Source organism: Pedobacter paludisoli, assembly GCF_052344095.1.
Taxonomy (GTDB): Bacteria; Bacteroidota; Bacteroidia; order Sphingobacteriales; family Sphingobacteriaceae; genus Pedobacter.
On the sequence record NZ_CP179926.1, the window covers coordinates 3,771,085 to 3,789,318 of the forward strand.

The following is an 18,234-nucleotide window of genomic DNA, read 5'->3' on the forward strand; positions in this document are numbered from 1 at the left end:
TTATAGGGCTTTTATCCTTTCAGGAACGGTAGTCGTTCAAGAAATAAACTATAAATCTACTTTAATTTTAAGTTCTTTTAGTTGTTTCTCATCGATAGTGCTAGGGCTATCAATCATTACATCTCTACCAGAATTGTTTTTCGGGAATGCAATAACGTCTCTGATGGAGTCTAAGCCTGCAAAAATAGAGGTTAAACGATCAAAGCCAAAGGCAATTCCACCGTGTGGAGGTGCACCAAATTCAAACGCATCCATTAAGAAACCAAATTGTTTTTGAGCTTCCTCAGCGCTAAAGCCTAAATGTTTAAACATCAATGCCTGTAATTCTCTATCGTGAATACGAATAGAACCACCACCAATTTCGGTTCCGTTGATTACAAGGTCATATGCATTTGCACGTACTTCACCTGGTTTACTATCCAACAAGGCAATATCTTCTGGTTTTGGAGAAGTAAAAGGGTGGTGCATAGCATGGTAGCGTTCCGATTCTTCATCCCACTCTAATAATGGGAAATCTAAAACCCAAAGGGCTGCAAATTTATTTTTATCGCGCAAGCCTAAACGGTTACCCATTTCTAAACGTAACTCGTTAAGTTGTTTGCGTACTTTATCGGTATTACCTGCTAAAACCAATAATAAATCACCTTTTTCAGTTGCAAAGGCCTCGCTCCATTGTTTTAAATCTTCCTCTGAGAAAAATTTATCAACCGATGATTTAATGGTTCCATCCTCGTTATGACGTGCATAAATTAAGCCGGTAGCACCAATTTGTGGACGTTTAATAAAATCTGTTAATTCATCTAATTGCTTGCGGGTATACGCTGCCGCGCCTTTTGCATTAATACCAACGACTAATTCAGCATTATCAAAAACAGGGAATCCTTTGCCTTTTACTAGATCATTTAGTTCCACAAATTGCATATCGAAACGCGTATCGGGTTTATCCGATCCGTACAAACGCATAGCGTCTGAATATTGCATACGTGGAACTTCCGGTAAATCGTAATTACGAACTTCTTTAAATAGCGTACGAACCAATCCTTCAAACGTATTTAAAATGTCTTCTTGTTCAATGAATGACATTTCACAGTCTATTTGGGTAAATTCAGGTTGGCGGTCGGCACGTAAATCTTCATCTCTGAAACATTTTACAATTTGAAAATACCGGTCAAATCCCGAAACCATCAACAATTGTTTAAAAGTTTGAGGCGATTGAGGTAAGGCGTAAAATTCGCCATCGTTCATACGACTTGGTACCACAAAATCGCGTGCACCTTCAGGTGTCGATTTAATTAATACAGGTGTTTCAACCTCGATAAAATCTAAAGCATCTAAATACCGACGAACAGATTGCGCCATTTTGTGACGTAAAACCAAATTATTGCGCACTGGATTACGACGTAAATCTAAATAACGGTATTTCATGCGAAGCTCGTCGCCACCATCAGTTTCGTCTTCAATTAAGAACGGTGGAAGCTTTGCTGCGTTTAATATTTCTAAGGCAGTAATTTTAATTTCAATATCTCCAGTCGGGATTTTTGCGTTTTTATTGCTACGCTCTACTACGGTTCCGGTGGCTTTTATCACGAACTCACGTGCCAAGCTGCGGGCCATCTCACATAGTTCACGGTTATCGTCCATGTTAAAAACTAACTGAGTAATACCATAACGATCGCGAATATCGATGAAAGTCATTCCGCCTAAATCTCTTGATTTTTGTACCCAACCACATAGAGTTACACTTTCGCCTAAGTTTTGAAGGCTTAATGCACCACAAGTTACTGTTCTTAACATATTTATAATTCTAATTTGAGCGCCAAAAATACCGATTTTGTTTTAAAATTTTGGAAATGAAATTGCTTTTTGAAATCTTGCAATTTTTTGTGCATTTATGCTCGGTTACTGGCTTTTTGCTCGATGTATATTAGCAAATCAGTATTCTACAGGTTTCCTTTTCATAAAATAAAGCCTATAAAAGTAAAAAGGTTGCTAAGTTTTTACACCTAGCAACCTTTTTAATTTAATGGGGGAGATTATTTCCAACCTCCGCCTAAGGCTCGATAAAGGTTTACCACAGCCTGAAGTTTCTGTAGTTTATCGTTGGTGCCATTTAATTTTGCATTTAGTAAGCTTTGCTCTGATGTGAGTACATCGGTATAATTGGTTGCAGAGCTGTAACGCAATAGCTCTTTGGTATAATCAACGGCTTTTGTTAAGGATGCAATTTGTTTGGCACGTGTAGTTTCCTTTTCAGCGGCTGTTTCGTATGCAAACAGTGCGTTGGATACTTCCTGTCCACCGGTTAAAAGCGATTGTTGGAAAGTATAAAAAGCAAGTTGTTGTTGTGCTTGTGCTGTTTTTAAACGCGCTTTATTTTGTCCTCTAGCAAAAATCGGTTGCGTTAATCCACCAATAATGTTGTAAAAAAATGAGTTATCAAAAAAGTTGTTTAGGGCTAGCGTTGATAAACCGCCATTTGCCGTTAATGTTAGAGATGGATAAAAATAAGTTCTAGCCACGTTTGTATTTTCGAAAGCAGCCCGGAAGCTAAATTCAGCAGCCTGTACATCTGGGCGGTTTTGCAACAACTGTGCAGAAACCCCCGTTTTTAAATCAGAAAAAGGAACTTGTTGTTCTAAAGTGCTGCGGTTTATTGTACCGGGCGCTTTTGCCAAAAGAACACTTAGTGCATTTTCTGTTTCCCTGATGCTTCTTTTTAAATCAGGAATTGTTACCTGTGCGGCATATAAATTTGCCTCACTTTGAACCACAGCAGCACCGTTTACAATAGCGCCTTCTTTGAGGGCTTTCATCGTTTCAACGTCTTTAGATCTAATCTCGATGGTTTGCTCCGTAATTGTTAACTGCTGGTCTAAAGCCAATAAATTGTAATAGCTGTTGGCGATAGTTGCAATAAGTTGTGTTTGAATAGCTCGTTTAGCGGCATCGCTTTGAAGCAAAGTAGCGTAAGCTGCGCGTTTGGCACTGCTTAATTTGCCCCAAATATCCGCTTCCCAACTGGTACTTAATTGAGCTCTATACACTTGTGTTTCGAGGTTTATCGTACCTGCAGGAAAGTTTAATGATGACAACGATTGCTTTGTGTCGGTTACAGAAAGATCAGCCTGTAAGCTTGGTAACAAAGCATTACGGCTTTGACGCAAACTTGCGTCCGAAATTTTGATTCTTTCAATCGCTTGTTTCAGGTCTAAATTTTCATTTAAACCGTTTTGAATAAGCGTTTGCAATGTCGTATCGGCAAATAAGTTTTTCCATTGCAAATCTGCAATTGTCGTTGTGTCTGTCGTATTGTTATCTCGATATAAGTTTTCACTTTTTACCTCCGGACGTTCATATTTCTTGGTTACGCAGGATGCTAAAATGAGGGTGCTTAAACCGATTAAAAAAGTATGTTTATAGCTAAAATTCATTGTCTTACTCGATTAATGTTCACGGTTACTTAAGGATTCGAACTCTTCTTCTGTTAACTCATGATCTACCTCTCCATCAAAAGGCGATTTACTGCTTATTTTTTCTTGAAGTCCTTGGAAAATGATAAACAATGCCGGAATTACAAAAACGCCGAAAAGGGTACCAATTAACATTCCACCAACAGCGCCGGTACCAATAGATGTATTTCCTGCGGCACCCACACCTGTTGAGAGCATCAGCGGAAGTAATCCTAAAATAAAGGCGAATGAAGTCATTAAAATTGGGCGTAAACGGGCTGTTGCTCCATCAATTGCCGCATTGATAATACTCATGCCCTTTCTTCGTCTTTCAACAGCATATTCAACAATCAGGATGGCGTTTTTGGCCAATAATCCCACCAACATGATGAGGGTGATTTGCGTGTAAATGTTGTTGTCGACCTTAAATATTTTGTCGAAAATAAATACACCCGCCAAACCAATTGGTAATGAAAAGAGTACTGCAAGCGGCAGGATATAACTTTCGTATTGTGCCGATAATAAGAAGTAAACAAAGATTACACAAAGCAAGAAAATGAGAACGGTTTGATTACCTCCTGCAACTTCTTCACGTGATAAACCCGAGAATTCATATCCGTATCCTGCTGGCAAGTGGATGGCTGCTTCTTCATTAATCGCCCGAATGGCATCTCCAGAACTAAATCCTTCTTTTGGCGTTCCTGTAACCGAGATGGAGGTAAACAGGTTGAAACGCGAAATAGACTGCGGACCGTACACCCTTTGTAATGAAATAAATTCAGAAATGGGTGCCATTTCACCGTTGCTGTTTCGTACGTAAATGCTGGTTAAGCTTTGTTCATTGGCTCTAAATTGGGCATCTGCCTGATACATTACCCTAAATTGTTTACCGAATTTGTTAAAATTGGATGCATATACACCACCATAATAACCCTGCATAGCACTTAAAACATCGGTAACGCTAAGCCCTGCTTGTTTAACTTTAGCAACATTTACATCAATTTGATATTGAGGGAAATTCGGGTTAAACGAAGTGGATGCAAACTGAATTTCTGGACGTTTATTTAAGGCAGCGAGAAATCCTGTACCAATTTCATAAAATTTACGCAGATCACCGCCGGTTTTATCTTGTAGTTGAAATTCAAAACCTCCACTTGTACCAAAACCTTGAATGGTTGGCGGTGCAAAAAAGATAATTTTGGCGCCTTTAATACCTGCAGTTTTAGCAAAAAGTTCCCCAATTATTGCTTTTACATCGCGTTGACGTTCATCCCAAGGTTTTAATCTCGAGATTACCATTCCGTACGAGCTTCCGGTACCACTAATTAAGCTACGCCCTACAATCCGCAATGTTTTTTGTATTTCTGGGATGCTATGCGCGATGCTATCAATTTTTGTTAATAAGATTTGTGATTCCTCTTGCGATGTTCCTACCGGTAAGGCGATATCCGAGTAAATGGTACCCAAATCTTCATTTGGAACAAAGCCCTTAGGCGTAGTGTTCATGGTCCAAATTAAAATACCGGCAAATAAGGCAATACCCGCTCCGGCCATCCATTTATTGTGCGATAAGAAGTGTACAGATTTTTTATACTTCCCGGTTACGGCTTCAAATGAGGTATTAAAAGCATCGTAAAAACGTTGAATAAAACTTTTAGATTTTGCATGATCCTTATCGTGAGGTTTTAAAAAGATTGCACACAATGCCGGACTCAAGGTTAAGGCATTAATGGCTGATAGGATAATCGAAATGGCCAATGTTAAACCAAACTGCTTGTAAAATACCCCCGAAGAGCCTTGAATGAAACTCACCGGGATAAATACTGCTGCCATTACCAAGGTAATGGAAATAATGGCGCCACTGATATCATCCATGGCATCTATAGTTGCTTTTTTTGCATCTTGATATCCATGATCGAGTTTCGCGTGGACGGCCTCCACCACCACAATGGCATCATCCACCACAATACCAATTGCCAAAACAAGGGCAAATAAGGTTAATAAGTTAATGGTAAAACCAAATAAACTTAAAAAGAAGAACGTACCAATAATAGCCACAGGAACACTGATAGCCGGTATTAAAGTAGAACGGAAATCTTGCAAGAAGATAAATACAACTAAGAATACCAAAATGAATGCCTCCACCAAGGTATGAATTACCTTTTCGATAGATGCATCAAGGAAATCGTTTACATTTACGAGTGTTGTATAATGCACTCCCCTTGGGAAACTTTTAGAAGCTTCGTCTAATGTTTTAATCGAATTTTCGATAACTTCTTTTGCATTGGAGCCTGATGTTTGGTTGATGGCAATACCTAAAGCCGGTTTGCCATTGAAACGAACAGAACTCGCATAGCTTAAAGCACCTAATTCAATACGAGCAACATCTTTTAAACGCAAAACTTGTCCATTGACATTGCTGCGGATAATGATATTACTAAACTGACTTTCATCCTTTAAACGACCGGTATAACGTAACGTATATTGAAATGCTTGATCGCCTTGCTCTCCAAATTGACCTGGGGCAGCTTCCACATTTTGTTCTGCCAGTACTGCGTTAATATCGCTCGGCACAAGACCGTAAGTGGCCATAACATCTGGCTTTAGCCAAATACGCATGGTATAATCCAAAGCACCAAAAGCACTCGCATCACCCACACCGTTAATACGTTTAATTTCGGGAATGATATTAATGTTGGCATAGTTTTGCAAAAACTTTTGGTCGTATGATGGGTCGTCGCTATAAACGGCAAAAATAAGTACGTTACTGGCTTGTTTTTTTGCCGTAATTACGCCGGCTCTTGTTACTTCAGCAGGCAATAAACTACTAGCACGTGCAACCCTGTTTTGTACGTTTACGGCAGCTAAATCAGGATTTGTACCCAATTTAAAGTTGATGGTGATTGTGGCACTACCATCGTTACCGGCTGATGAAGTCATGTAGGTCATGTCTTCAACACCATTAATTTGTTCTTCAAGTGGAACAACGACACTATTTAAAACTACGTCGGCGTTGGCACCTTGATACGATGCCGAAACTTGAACAGTAGGAGGGGCAATTTCAGGATACTGGGATATAGGCAAGGTAATTAAACCCAAAACACCTAATATGACAATGATAATGGAGATAACCGTTGATAATACCGGTCGCTCTATAAATTTTTTAAACATGTTATAGGATTAATAATTCACGGTATTTGGACTATTTTTTTATTTCTGCATAAACCAAGTCGTTGTTTTGTTCTTCAGGCTTAACTTTAACGCCATCTTTTAACGATTGGAAACCTTCAAGAATCAACTTATCTCCGGTTTTTAAGCCTTTCGTTACCACATAGAACTTGCCTTTTGTTAATTCCATGACTTCGATTTCTGTGCTCATTACTTTAGAAGAATCGCCAAGACGATAAACAAATTTTTTCCCTTGTAAATCCATGGTTGATTTTTGCGGAATCAAGATTGCATTTTCAACATGCTTTGGAATACGAACAGAAGCACTGGCACCGCTTTTTAGTAAAGCAATTGGATTTGGGAACGTGGCACGTAATCTAGCTGAACCCGTATTGGTGTTTAATTGCGTATTGATGGATTCTATTTTTCCATTTTGTGCATACACGTTTCCATCCGCTAACACTAAACTAACATCTGGAATATGTTTAATTTGCTCGGCAAGTGTTTTGCCTGAGTACAACGTGCTAAAATCTAAAAGCTGTTTCTCATTCATTGAAAAGTATGCATATACTTTCGAAATATCTGAAACCGTGGTTAGGGGTTGTGCATTGGTGCTGCTTACTAAACTTCCTGCTTTGAAAGGAATGCTTCCAATAACGCCATCAACGGGACTTGAGATGCTGGTATATCCTAAATTTACTTTGGCATTTACCAAAGCCGCCTTAGCTTGTGCCAATGCTGCTTTTTTGCTCTGTAATAATAGGTTTGCGGCATCTAAATCATATTTGCTGATAATGTCTTTTTCTACCAAAGGCTTGGTTTTATTTACTTGTAGCTGCGCCGTAATTACATCTGCTTCCGCACTGCTAATGGCTGCATTTGCTGTTCTAACTTGTTGTTCGTATTGGGGGGCATTAATGGTAAAAAGTAACTGGCCTTTTTTAACTGTTGCCCCCTCATCAACATAAATTTTTTCGATAAAACCATCTACCTTCGGACGTATATCGACATTTTGTATGCCTTCAACAGTTGCTGGATAATCAGAATCGAGGGTAGTGGATTGTGCGCTTACAGAAAAAACAGGATAGGGCTGCGGCTCAGTTGAGGTCTGCGCTTTTTTAGATGCATCGTTGCTCCCGCAAGATGCCAGAATAGTAGAAATACCTAAACTAAAAAAAATGGTTGTTACTCTTCTCATAGTTGTTTGTGTGAAATAATATTTTGTGAGCCTTGAATTGACTTTGAAAGCCCAAAAATAAAGCCGAGCGAAATTTATCTCTGTCGAAATTCTGTCATTTAATCAATCGATTGATTTATTATCCAGGTAAAACATTGTTAATTAACTTGTATACAGTGTTTTGAGTGCTTTTGAAAAGCCTTTTTTGTTGTGTAAATATTCTGCGACAGAAGAGCTCTAAATGTTAAATGGGTTGTTTAACGGACAGAATTTTTAAAAGGAGGAGGATTGTTGTAGCGTTTACCTAACAAGCGATTAGGTAAACGCAAGACAGTTATTAGTGGCTTACTTCGCCTTCAAAAACGAGTTTTGCAGGGCCACATAAAAATACGTTGGTAAAGCGATGTCCATCGTAATCAAATTCAATTTTGATATCTCCACCTAAAACTTTTATATCGGTTTTAATGTGGCCGGTTTTGTTTTTGTGGATAGCCATGGCCATGGCTACCGCTGTAACACCTGTGCCACATGCATAGGTTTCATCCTCAACACCACGTTCGTAGGTACGCACAAATAAGTGGTCGCCCATATCTTCTACAAAATTTACATTTATCCCAGCGGCTATGTATCTATCGTTGTATCGAATGGCTCTTCCTTCTTTAAAAACATCTCGTGTTTTTAGTTCGCTTTGCATGGCTACGTAATGTGGAGAGCCGGTGTTTAGCACATATGCTTCTCCATCTTTGCTTACCGTATCAACATCAATCATTTGTAAATCAACCCAGTCGCCATTTTCTGAAATTCTGGCATAATGAGGGCCGTCAACTGCCAAAAAGTTTGTTTCCTTGTCAATAATACCAAGTTGTTTGGCAAAGGCCACAATGCAACGTCCACCGTTTCCGCACATGCTACCAATTTTGCCATCCGCATTAAAATAATGCATTTCAAAATCGTATCCAGGGTGTTTGGTCAGAAACATTAAACCATCGGCTCCAATGCCAAATCTTCGGTCGCACAATTGCTCAATGAAGCTATTATCGATGTTTTGCAAAGGACTTGTGGTATGATCTATTAAAATAAAATCGTTGCCAGCTCCTTGATATTTAAAGAAATTAATTTTCATCTAATCTTCATTTATATATGTAATATTTGAAATGCTTACTGATTGTTGTGTATATTGTTTTTTGATTTAACATTTTTTAACACACTATCATGAGCTTTTGCCATACAAATATCGTTTATATGGTATTAAATTTGACTATTCGTTTGTAAAGAAAATTTAAGCAGGATAGAATTGCCAGGGCATTTTGCTTAAATCAAAAAATAAAGAAGTCCCTTGCGCCCAAATTAACATAATAAACAAATGAAAAAAATATTTGGAATTACAGTATTAGCTGCATTAATAGGAGGTGCAGCAGCCATAGGCGGTTACAAATTAATAGAACGTAACTCAATCGGTAGTACAATTTCAGAAAAACAGGATTTGTATTTTGCCAATAACCCTTTAAAAGTAGCTTCGCCAGGCGGTAACGATTTTACGCAAGCAGCAGCAGCTGTAGCACCGGGGGTTGTCCATATTAAAACTAGCTATGCGGCGTCAAAATCAGAGAGAGGTTCTTCGCCATTTGATATGTTCGATGATTTCTTTGGTGGTGGAGGTGGAATGCAACGCCAGCCAAGTGCAGCTTCGGGTTCAGGAGTAATTATTAGTCCGGATGGATACATTATGACCAATAATCACGTGGTTGAAAATGCTGAAAAAGTAGAGGTTATTCTAACGGATAGAAGAAAGGTTGAAGCAAAGGTTATCGGTTGCGACCCAAATACCGACTTGGCATTGATAAAAGTGAATGAGTCGAATTTACCAGTGGTAAAAATGGGTAACTCCGATAATGTTCAGGTAGGTGAATGGGTGTTAGCTGTAGGTTATCCCTTAGATTTAAATACGACTGTTACTGCAGGTATTGTAAGTGCCAAATCGAGAAGTATTGGTATTATCGGTCGCGAAAGAAATCCTCAAATGACACAAGAGGAGTATGAAGAATACCGTCGTACGGGTAAAAGACCACAAGCTGCGCCAAGTTCAGGTATTGAGGCGTTCATTCAAACGGATGCGGCCATCAATCCGGGTAATAGCGGTGGTGCTTTAGTAAACGCAACTGGAGAATTGATTGGTATTAACTCTGCTATTGCTTCGCAAAGCGGTCGTAACGAAGGTTATGGTTTTGCTATTCCCATTAACTTAGCACGTAAGGTAGTAGACGATTTCATGAAATACGGTTCGGTTAAGAGAGGATATATCGGTGTAAATTATGTGCCGCTAAGTTCTGATAACAGAGAGGAGTTAAAAACGAAAGAGATTAACGGATTATATGTAAGCGATGTTGTTGCGGGTGGCGGTGCTGCAGAGGCAGGAATCAAAACAGGCGATATCATTAAAAAAGTGAATGGGTCTGTTATTTACGATTCACCGGATTTAACAGAGAAAATCGGACGTTTAAATCCAGGCGATAAAGTAACCTTAACAGTTTTAAGAGAAGGTGCTTTAAAAGACTATAAAGTAACACTGAAAGGCGAGTCTAGTGTAGGTATAAAATCAGCCAATGCGGCTACAAAAAGTGTAGAGATTTCTAAATTAGGCGCTACTTTTGCACCTGCATCTGCCGAACAAAAAACGAAATTCGGAGTAAATAGTGGGGTTGTAGTTAAAACAGTTGCTACCGGAAAATTATTTGATAATTTAGGTGTAACACCGGGATTGGTTATCACAAAAGTGAATGGCCAAGCCGTAAACAGCACTGCAGATGTTCAAAAAGCATTGCCGCAAACAAAAAGTAATGGCATTATCTATATGTCAGGCGTAAGTCCAGAAGGAAGCTTTAGCTTTAGCTTTCAAGCGCCCTAAATAAAACAAAAAATGCCCCTTTACATGAGGGGCATTGTTTTTGCTATTCGATAGCCCATCCTCCCTAAATCCACATTTTTTTAATCACAACAAGTAATTTAAGTTTTGGTTTTGTCATTTTACCGATGGAACCGATGCTTTTACCGATTACTATTGTTTTTTATTTTTCAAAGTATTCATATTTGTACCCACATAAACAAAACATGATGGCATTGGCTCATATTAACCTTAGTTTTAAACAATACTTCAACTTCATGTGCCGCACTGATTTTGAAAGAAGGATGTTTCATGATACCTATTCAGAATTTCAAAAAGCATCTAAAATTTATAGCTTCAACAATACCTTGCATACCTATAAACAAATGCTGCAGGCGAATCCAAAAGCAATTGCTTTACAAGAGCGCTTAAATTTTGTGGTGATGAATACCCTTGGAAACTTGGACAATAAAATGCCAAACGTTCAAGATACTTCAGGTAAATCTATTTTATTTGATTTAGCCGAGCTGACTATCCATTCCTCGGATTTATTAAACAAAGCAGGTCATGTTATTTGTGTAACCTACACCAGTCCGAAATTGGTACTACATGAAATCATTGATGATGTGCTTTTAGTGAGTTACGATGGAAAGATTGATACTGAATCATTTATGATTAAATTAAGTTCAGAAATTGCCATAAATTATCATGAAAATGCTGAATTAGTGTATAGTTAGGTATTTTTTTTGCATTGAATTTTTAAAAAATGTAGCTCTAACTCGTCTAAATGCTGTTTAGAAAAAAATAGTTAAGGTTCGAGATAAAAAAAATTGCTTTATAGGTATTTAAAATTACCTTTGTAAAAATAAAATACAATATAATGCAACAAGGAACAGTAAAATTTTTTAATGAAACTAAAGGTTTCGGTTTTATCATCCCATCAAATGGCGATGCCGAAATTTTTGTTCATGCTTCAGGCTTAATCGATACCATTCGTGAGAATGATGCCGTAACCTACGACGTAGAAGAAGGTAGAAAAGGCCTAAACGCGGTAAATGTAAAAGTAGCTTAAGAACACTCATAACATAAATCGTAAAAAGTCCCGATGCAAATCGGGACTTTTTTTTTGCCCTCATTTTCCAATTTCTAGTAATTCACAGGCAAAAGATGCATGTAATCGCTCAGCTCCATGTGGTCTGTTTTTTCGAAAGGCGCATCCAGTTTGTGTAAATTAACTATCCGAACTAACTTAAAATCACGATATTCTTTTCTCAGCTTACACCACGCAATTAAATGCCAGCTAAAAGCATAAAAAATTAATCCTATAGGTTCTATCTGTCTTTTGCTAGCTTCTTCTTTTGCGTTTTTGTAATCAATTTGTATGATGCGTTTTTCCGAAATAGCTAATTGGATAACGGATAGGTATTCGAAATCAAATTGGAGCCTTTCAGGTAATTGGAGTCTGATTTTTTGATTTAAATTTTCTAAATTTTCTTTCTGTTTGGTTTTTAAAACGGCTTTTACTTTTGTTAATGCCGAAGCATAATGCGCGCGCGTAGAATTGTCGCCAAAGCCAGCCACTAAATTTTCAATCAATATTAAGGCATTGGCTTCATCGGTATTGAACATAACTGGCGGTAAAAAGAATCCCTGAATTAAAAAGTATCCTTTATTTTTTTCAAATCCAATGGGGATGCCTTGTTCTTGCAATGCTCTGATATCACGGTAAACCGTACGTATACTCATTTCAAATTGTTCTGCTATGTTCTCTGCCGAAGTGTATTTTCGAGCTTGTAACAATGTTGAAATACCAAAAAGACGGTCGATTCGATTCATGTGTAACGTTTTTTAAAACTACGTAAATCTTTCCTAATCCGAGTAATCGCGCTTTTCAGATTTATATACGTTCCTTTTATTCATTTATCAAAACCTTACTGGTATGCTATTTGTGTAGCTATTCTAAGTAAACACAATCCCAAATTAGTTCATGGCAGAGGTTCAGAGGCGATTTTTTCGAGCAATAAAAGGAAAGGTAATTTTAGTTTTTTTATTCGCCTGTTTCGCATTGTTGTTGGCATGGGGAATTAGTCGCTTTGTTTTTTCGCGGATGCTGGTTACCGTTGAACAAATTTCAAAGCCCAATATTCGTTTACGCATGGTAAACGATTTGTCACATAAAGTTGCGCAATTAGACCAGTTGCAACGCACCGAAGCATTCAATAAACAAGGAGATTACGGTTTTATTAAAGAATCGAGAAAATTACGCGCAAGTTTGGATACGCTTAGTAAGCTCTATCAAGGGGATACAGAGCAGCTGCGCCGTATAAAATTAATTAAGGGCCTTTTACTAGACCGCGATAAACAATTTTTAATGTATTTACAGGTACGCGAAACGCTTGTAAATACTGAATCTTTTTCATCGGAAGTACAAAAATTGAGTGAATTGGTTGGCGAACAAGGACGCAGAACGGATAGCGCAGTGTTAACGACTGAAAGCACCACTTCTACCACCACATTAGCACCAGAACAACCAGAGAAATCCCGTAGCTTTTTGAGTAAGCTTTTTGGGAAGAAGAAGGCAGAGGTATACAAGATTATTAACGAAGAATTTAAGATTAAGCGCGATACCCTAAATGCCAAAGCTGAAGATAGCATTATGGTTGATATTAATGCTGCACTGAAAAATATTGAGGTAGAACAACGACAAAAAAGTGCAAAATTTTTAAAGCGCGAAGCCGAATTAAACACCGCTAGCAATGTATTAACCAAACAGATGCTGCGTATTTTACGCGAAGTAGAAACAGAAGCTGTGACGCAGGCTGATTTAAATAATGCACAAGCGAAAGAAGTTGTAGGGAATGGTATTACCCAAATTACCAGCATCATTGTGGTTTTTCTATTAATCACAGTCGTGCTGCTTTTTTTGATTTTAACGGATATTACCAAAAGCAATCGCTATCGTAAAGCCTTAGAAAATGCCAAGGATGAAGCAGAGTATCATGGGAAAGCCAAACAACGTTTTCTGTCCAATATGAGCCACGAAATCCGAACACCTTTGCAATCCATTATTGGCTATGCCGAGCTAATTTCTGAAGTAGAGAAACCCGAGAAGAAAGATATTAATGCTATTTATCAGTCGTCTATCCATTTGTTGCAGATTGTAAATGAAGTGCTCGATTATAATCGGATTATTTCTGGAGAGGTTCGTTTTGTACGACAGGTTTTCGATTTGAAAAAATTGTTGAATGAAGTGGTCGATGTAATGCATCCCCTTGCGGAACAGAAGTCGTTAAAGCTAATTACACAATTTGATTTGGAGGGTGTATTGTGCGTTAAAGGAGATGCGTTTAGATTGAAGCAAATATTGTTTAATTTACTGGGGAATGCGATTAAATACACCTTAAAGGGCGAAGTGAAATTAGCGGTGTCAGCTAAGCAACAGGGAGAGGATTTGCACTTTAATTTTGTTATTGAAGATACCGGCATCGGCTTTGCCAAAAAAGATATCAGCAGAATATTCAATGAGTTTGAACAAATTGACTCCCTTGCACACCAGGCCATTAACCAAAGCGGAACGGGCTTAGGCTTACCAATTGTGAAATCCTTAATTGAAAATCAAGAGGGAAGAATTTATGTGAAAAGCAAAGAAGGAAAAGGAACAACCTTTACCATTTTTCTTAAATATGAACATACATCCGAGAAATTACAGGAAGTTTTTACCCCCGAAGAATATCAGTTTATACATACTGGAAGGGTTTGGATTGTTGACGATGATAGCTTGATTCGAAATTTATGTGAATTGATTTTTGAAAAGAATAAAATTCCATACCGAAGTTTTGGTACGGTTGGTGAAGTTTTAAAGGAACAACCCGGCAGCGATTTAAAATACGTGTTATTGGATATGCGATTGCCAGAAATGACAGGGTTGGAATTGTTTCATCTATTAAAGAAAAAAGTGGACGAAAATGTGCGTTTTTATGCCATTACTGCGCAAGTTTTACCTGAAGAACGCGAAATTATACTCAGCGAAGGCTTTGATGGAATTATTTTGAAACCATTTAAGGCCGAAGACTTATTGCATATATTCGAAAAAGTAGAAAGCCAACCCGAAATTCCGGAATATGATTTTTCTTCTATTGAAAAAATGACTTTTGGCGACCCACATGTATTTAGAAAAATTTTAACTTCATTTAAAGAAGATTGCATAGCCGATGCGGAACAATTAAGCATAGGAATGATTAAAAATGAAGCCGATGAATGTCGATTAGTGGTGCACCGCTTGGCTGGTAGAACGGCCCAAATGGGAGCAAAAAAGCTCGCCGAAAAATTTAGAGATTTGGAATTGGCAATCGTCAAATACGGATTAACAGAAGACCTGAAAAAATCGATTCATGTGCAGCTTCAAAAATTGAATAACTTAATGCTGCATATTGAACAAATGGAATTTCAAGCCTAAGTTTTAATCAATTCCGTAGCGTTCCATTTTGCTGTAAAGCGTTTTACGATCGATGTTTAATAATTTAGCTGCTTTTGATTTATTGTATTTAACTTTTATGAGCGTTTCGGTTATGAGCAGTTTCTCATTTTGCTCTTGCATAAATTTTAAATCGCTGGTAGCACTGGGTAATTGTTGTTCTTTAACGGCATTAGCCATTTCATCGGGTAGGGCATCTATTTGAGCAACTTCGTCTTTAGTAAGCAAAACCATTCGTTTGATTACATTGCTTAATTCGCGTAAGTTTCCTGGCCAATCATATTTGAGAAGGAGTGATTTTGTTTCGGGTGAAAGCGCTTTTACCTTTCGTCCTAAATCGTGGTTCGATTGTTCAATAAAATGTGCGATAAACAATTCGATGTCTTTGCCTCTTTCGCGTAATGGCGGTAATTGAATCTTAAATTCGTTTAATCGGTGGTACAAATCTTCTCTAAACTCTCCTTGTTGAATGCTGTTTGTTAAATCGTCATTCGTGGCAGCAAGAATTCGCACATTCACATGGATTTGCTTTTCGCTCCCTACAGGTGAAATCACTCGCTCCTGTAATGCCCGTAACAACTTAACTTGTACCTCGTAGCTTAAATTACCTACTTCGTCTAAAAATAACGTCCCTCCATCGGCCAATTCAAATTGTCCTTTTTTATCGTTCAATGCACCAGTAAAGGCGCCTTTAACATGACCAAATAATTCACTGGCAGCTAAATCTTTCGATAATGCACCACAATCTATTGAAATAAAAATATGATCGGCCCTATTACTTTCTTTATGCAAAGTACGCGCAACATATTCCTTGCCGGTACCACTCTCGCCCTGTATCAATACCGATAAGTTGGTTGGTGCAACCAAGTTAATGTGCTCATGTAATTTGGTTGCTAAAGCACTTTCACCTTTAATGAGATTTGGGACAACGTTTTTGGGGCTTTCCTTTTTATGCTCTTTTTTTGAAAGCGAGTCGCGAATAACCATCAAGAGCTCATCCGGATTTATGGGCTTTGTGATGTAATCAAAAGCACCCAATTGTATCGATTTAACCGCTGTCCGCACATCGTTGAAACTAGTCATGATAATAATCGGCATATGAATGCCTAAATCTCGCGTTTGCGACAAAACGTCAAAGCCTGTGCCGTCGGGCAAACGATAATCCAACAAAAGTAAATCAAAATCGTTTTTTTCGATCAGCTTAACAGCCTGTTTTACTTGAGTACAAAGCGTAATTTGAAAATGATTCCGAACTAAATAATTCTCTAATAATTGAGCAAATGCAGTGTCATCTTCTAAAATTAGGATTTTTGCCATGTACAAAAATACGAAAAGCCAGACAAAATCTGGCTTTTCCATAGGGATTGCAACTATCTTATTGCTTATTGAACTGGTTTTCCGTCTTTATCAAGCTTAATAGAACCTAATTCTGCTTCTTTTTTTACATTGATAATGAAATATTCTTTTGTTCCCTCTTTTGCAGCCCATGCTTCGGTAGGGGTCCAACCTTTGTATTCATCGCTTTTTAATGCCGTAGTAACTGCTTCTGGTAACTCCTCTAATTTTATAGGTGTTTTTACCACGCTGTCTTGAACGGCAACAGTTAACACCGAATTTAATTTGTTTGTTTCACTTGCTTGTACTGCTGATAATCCTGCGAAAGCTAAAAATGTAGCTGATAAAATGAATTTTTTCATGGTAATTGAATATAATTTAAATTGATGGATAATTGATTCATAAGGAATCATAACTGTGCCAATATGTTAAAATATTGATTTTTAATTGTTTAGGGTATTATTGGCGTTTTGGAGTTGTAGCGTTTCTCCACAATCTGTAGGATTCTCCTACAAATACATGAAAGATTAATTAACATAATTTCTGAGCTGATTCATTCAAAAATCTCTTAATTTGCATTATGCTTAAGTACATTTCAGCTGATTGGATTTTCCCAGTAGGCGAGGCTCTAATAGAAAATGGAGTTGTTGTGGTATCGGCCGATGGCCAAATAATAGAGGTTTTATCCGCTTCGGAGGCCACAGCTTTAAGCGAGCCTATTGAAAAGTACCAAGGCGCAATTGTTCCGGGATTTGTGAACACGCATTGTCATTTGGAATTATCACATCTTTTGGGGCAAATTCCCGAGCACACAGGCTTGGTGCAGTTTGTGCAGTCCATTATTAAAAACAGGCAAAGTTCAACTGAGGCAATTCAGCAGGGCATGGAAGCGGCCGATGCAGCGATGTATAAGAATGGTATTGTAGCCGTGGGTGATATTTCGAATCAAATAATTTCTAAAACTGTTAAGGAGAAAAGCAAACTCTATTATCACACCTTTGTGGAGGCTATGGGATTTAATCCTGCGCGAGCAGATGAGATTATGGCAACTGCAAAAAAACTAAAAGCAGCATTTAGCCCTTTACCGACATCAATTGTGCCACATGCGCCCTATTCGGTATCTAAAGAATTGTTTGCATCAATTTTTGCTGAAGCAGAAGCAGACCCTTCATTTTTAAGTATTCATAACCAAGAAACACCCCATGAGAACGCCTTTTTTCAAGAGAAAACAGGTGATTTTTTGAAATTGTATACATGCTTAGGATTGGATATTTCATTTTTTACTCCAAGTGGTAAAACATCGCTGCAAACGTGGTTGCCTCATGTGCGTAACCAGAAAATGCTGTTAGTACACAATACCCAAACCGATAAAAAAGATATTGATTTTGCGCAACAACATGGGGCAACATTGTATTGGTGCTTGTGCCCTTTGGCGAATAAATACATTGAAAACGCTTTGCCGGATGTAAATATGCTAGCGTCAGAAAACATACAAATAACTCTCGGAACCGACAGTTTGGCAAGTAACCATCAACTCAATATTTTAGCTGAGATGCAGCTCTTACAAAAAGAAAAAGGTATTCCGTTTGAAACACTTTTAAAATGGGCGACACAAAATGGCGCAGCGTTTTTGGAGCTGTCAAATCAGTTTGGAAGCATAGAAAAAGGAAAAAAACCGGGACTTAATTTGATAAAATTATCAAGTGATTTTCAAATTTTAAGTGATGAAGTTGAACGATTAATTTAATAG

13 protein-coding genes are annotated in these 18,234 nt (G+C 38.0%); 5 read left to right on the forward strand and 8 right to left on the reverse strand.

The window, feature by feature from the left end; translation table 11 throughout:
- Positions 1-48 precede the first annotated feature (48 nt).
- From aspS to dapF, 5 genes are all read right to left on the reverse strand, one after another.
- On the reverse strand, positions 49-1,794 hold the full coding sequence (aspS, locus tag ACJVDK_RS15510; protein WP_443937575.1) for an aspartate--tRNA ligase: 1,746 nt from the start codon (positions 1,792-1,794) through the stop codon (positions 49-51).
- Between the two features lie 239 nt (positions 1,795-2,033).
- The gene (locus ACJVDK_RS15515; protein ID WP_443937576.1) at positions 2,034-3,431 is read right to left on the reverse strand and encodes an efflux transporter outer membrane subunit; all 1,398 of its coding nucleotides are present in this window, start codon (positions 3,429-3,431) and stop codon (positions 2,034-2,036) included.
- Positions 3,432-3,443: 12 nt separating this feature from the next.
- A complete protein-coding gene (locus ACJVDK_RS15520) occupies positions 3,444-6,620 on the reverse strand; it encodes an efflux RND transporter permease subunit (protein ID WP_443937577.1) in 3,177 nt (1,058 codons plus the stop codon).
- Positions 6,621-6,651: 31 nt separating this feature from the next.
- Positions 6,652-7,815, reverse strand: coding sequence for an efflux RND transporter periplasmic adaptor subunit (locus tag ACJVDK_RS15525; protein ID WP_443937578.1), 1,164 nt, complete (start codon positions 7,813-7,815; stop codon positions 6,652-6,654).
- Positions 7,816-8,131: 316 nt separating this feature from the next.
- The gene (gene dapF / locus ACJVDK_RS15530) at positions 8,132-8,917 is read right to left on the reverse strand and encodes a diaminopimelate epimerase (RefSeq protein ID WP_443937579.1); all 786 of its coding nucleotides are present in this window, start codon (positions 8,915-8,917) and stop codon (positions 8,132-8,134) included.
- Between the two features lie 240 nt (positions 8,918-9,157).
- On the opposite strand from dapF, the gene ACJVDK_RS15535 reads away from it, so the two are divergent.
- The 3 genes from ACJVDK_RS15535 (at position 9,158) to ACJVDK_RS15545 (ending at position 11,747) form a co-directional block, all read left to right on the forward strand.
- Positions 9,158-10,699, forward strand: a complete 1,542-nt coding sequence (locus tag ACJVDK_RS15535) for a trypsin-like peptidase domain-containing protein (RefSeq protein WP_443937580.1) — start codon at positions 9,158-9,160, stop codon at positions 10,697-10,699.
- A gap of 203 nt (positions 10,700-10,902) precedes the next feature.
- Entirely contained in the window at positions 10,903-11,412 is a 510-nt protein-coding gene (locus ACJVDK_RS15540) for a hypothetical protein (protein ID WP_443937581.1), read from the forward strand.
- A gap of 143 nt (positions 11,413-11,555) precedes the next feature.
- Positions 11,556-11,747: a cold-shock protein gene (locus tag ACJVDK_RS15545; RefSeq protein ID WP_443937582.1), complete on the forward strand. Its 192-nt coding sequence runs from the start codon at positions 11,556-11,558 to the stop codon at positions 11,745-11,747.
- A 74-nt stretch (positions 11,748-11,821) separates the two neighbouring features.
- Here the strand turns inward: ACJVDK_RS15545 and ACJVDK_RS15550 are convergent, their stop codons facing one another.
- Positions 11,822-12,511, reverse strand: a complete 690-nt coding sequence (locus ACJVDK_RS15550) for a helix-turn-helix transcriptional regulator (protein ID WP_443937583.1) — start codon at positions 12,509-12,511, stop codon at positions 11,822-11,824.
- A 271-nt stretch (positions 12,512-12,782) separates the two neighbouring features.
- Here ACJVDK_RS15550 and ACJVDK_RS15555 point away from each other — a divergent pair, with 271 nt between their 5' ends.
- Complete coding sequence (locus ACJVDK_RS15555; RefSeq protein ID WP_443937584.1) at positions 12,783-15,131, forward strand: ATP-binding response regulator; 2,349 nt, start codon at positions 12,783-12,785, stop codon at positions 15,129-15,131.
- 3 nt (positions 15,132-15,134) lie between these two features.
- Here the strand turns inward: ACJVDK_RS15555 and ACJVDK_RS15560 are convergent, their stop codons facing one another.
- The gene (locus ACJVDK_RS15560) at positions 15,135-16,466 is read right to left on the reverse strand and encodes a sigma-54-dependent transcriptional regulator (protein ID WP_443937585.1); all 1,332 of its coding nucleotides are present in this window, start codon (positions 16,464-16,466) and stop codon (positions 15,135-15,137) included.
- Positions 16,467-16,531: 65 nt separating this feature from the next.
- A complete protein-coding gene (locus ACJVDK_RS15565) occupies positions 16,532-16,846 on the reverse strand; it encodes a hypothetical protein (protein ID WP_443937586.1) in 315 nt (104 codons plus the stop codon).
- Between the two features lie 218 nt (positions 16,847-17,064).
- Between ACJVDK_RS15565 and ACJVDK_RS15570 the strand changes: the two genes are divergently transcribed.
- Complete coding sequence (locus ACJVDK_RS15570) at positions 17,065-18,231, forward strand: amidohydrolase family protein (protein ID WP_443937587.1); 1,167 nt, start codon at positions 17,065-17,067, stop codon at positions 18,229-18,231.
- Positions 18,232-18,234 lie beyond the last annotated feature (3 nt).

What these genes read in the sequence shown, in the direction of transcription:
- ACJVDK_RS15560 (WP_443937585.1), bottom strand. Translation starts at nt 16,466, where the DNA reads ATGGCAAAAATCCTAATTTTAGAAGATGACACTGCATTTGCTCAATTA.
- ACJVDK_RS15570 (WP_443937587.1), top strand. Translation starts at nt 17,065, where the DNA reads ATGCTTAAGTACATTTCAGCTGATTGGATTTTCCCAGTAGGCGAGGCT.
- ACJVDK_RS15540 (WP_443937581.1), top strand. Translation starts at nt 10,903, where the DNA reads ATGATGGCATTGGCTCATATTAACCTTAGTTTTAAACAATACTTCAAC.
- ACJVDK_RS15545 (WP_443937582.1), top strand. Translation starts at nt 11,556, where the DNA reads ATGCAACAAGGAACAGTAAAATTTTTTAATGAAACTAAAGGTTTCGGT.
- ACJVDK_RS15565 (WP_443937586.1), bottom strand. Translation starts at nt 16,846, where the DNA reads ATGAAAAAATTCATTTTATCAGCTACATTTTTAGCTTTCGCAGGATTA.
- ACJVDK_RS15550 (WP_443937583.1), bottom strand. Translation starts at nt 12,511, where the DNA reads ATGAATCGAATCGACCGTCTTTTTGGTATTTCAACATTGTTACAAGCT.
- ACJVDK_RS15525 (WP_443937578.1), bottom strand. Translation starts at nt 7,815, where the DNA reads ATGAGAAGAGTAACAACCATTTTTTTTAGTTTAGGTATTTCTACTATT.
- ACJVDK_RS15535 (WP_443937580.1), top strand. Translation starts at nt 9,158, where the DNA reads ATGAAAAAAATATTTGGAATTACAGTATTAGCTGCATTAATAGGAGGT.
- dapF (WP_443937579.1), bottom strand. Translation starts at nt 8,917, where the DNA reads ATGAAAATTAATTTCTTTAAATATCAAGGAGCTGGCAACGATTTTATT.
- aspS (WP_443937575.1), bottom strand. Translation starts at nt 1,794, where the DNA reads ATGTTAAGAACAGTAACTTGTGGTGCATTAAGCCTTCAAAACTTAGGC.
- ACJVDK_RS15555 (WP_443937584.1), top strand. Translation starts at nt 12,783, where the DNA reads ATGCTGGTTACCGTTGAACAAATTTCAAAGCCCAATATTCGTTTACGC.
- ACJVDK_RS15520 (WP_443937577.1), bottom strand. Translation starts at nt 6,620, where the DNA reads ATGTTTAAAAAATTTATAGAGCGACCGGTATTATCAACGGTTATCTCC.
- ACJVDK_RS15515 (WP_443937576.1), bottom strand. Translation starts at nt 3,431, where the DNA reads ATGAATTTTAGCTATAAACATACTTTTTTAATCGGTTTAAGCACCCTC.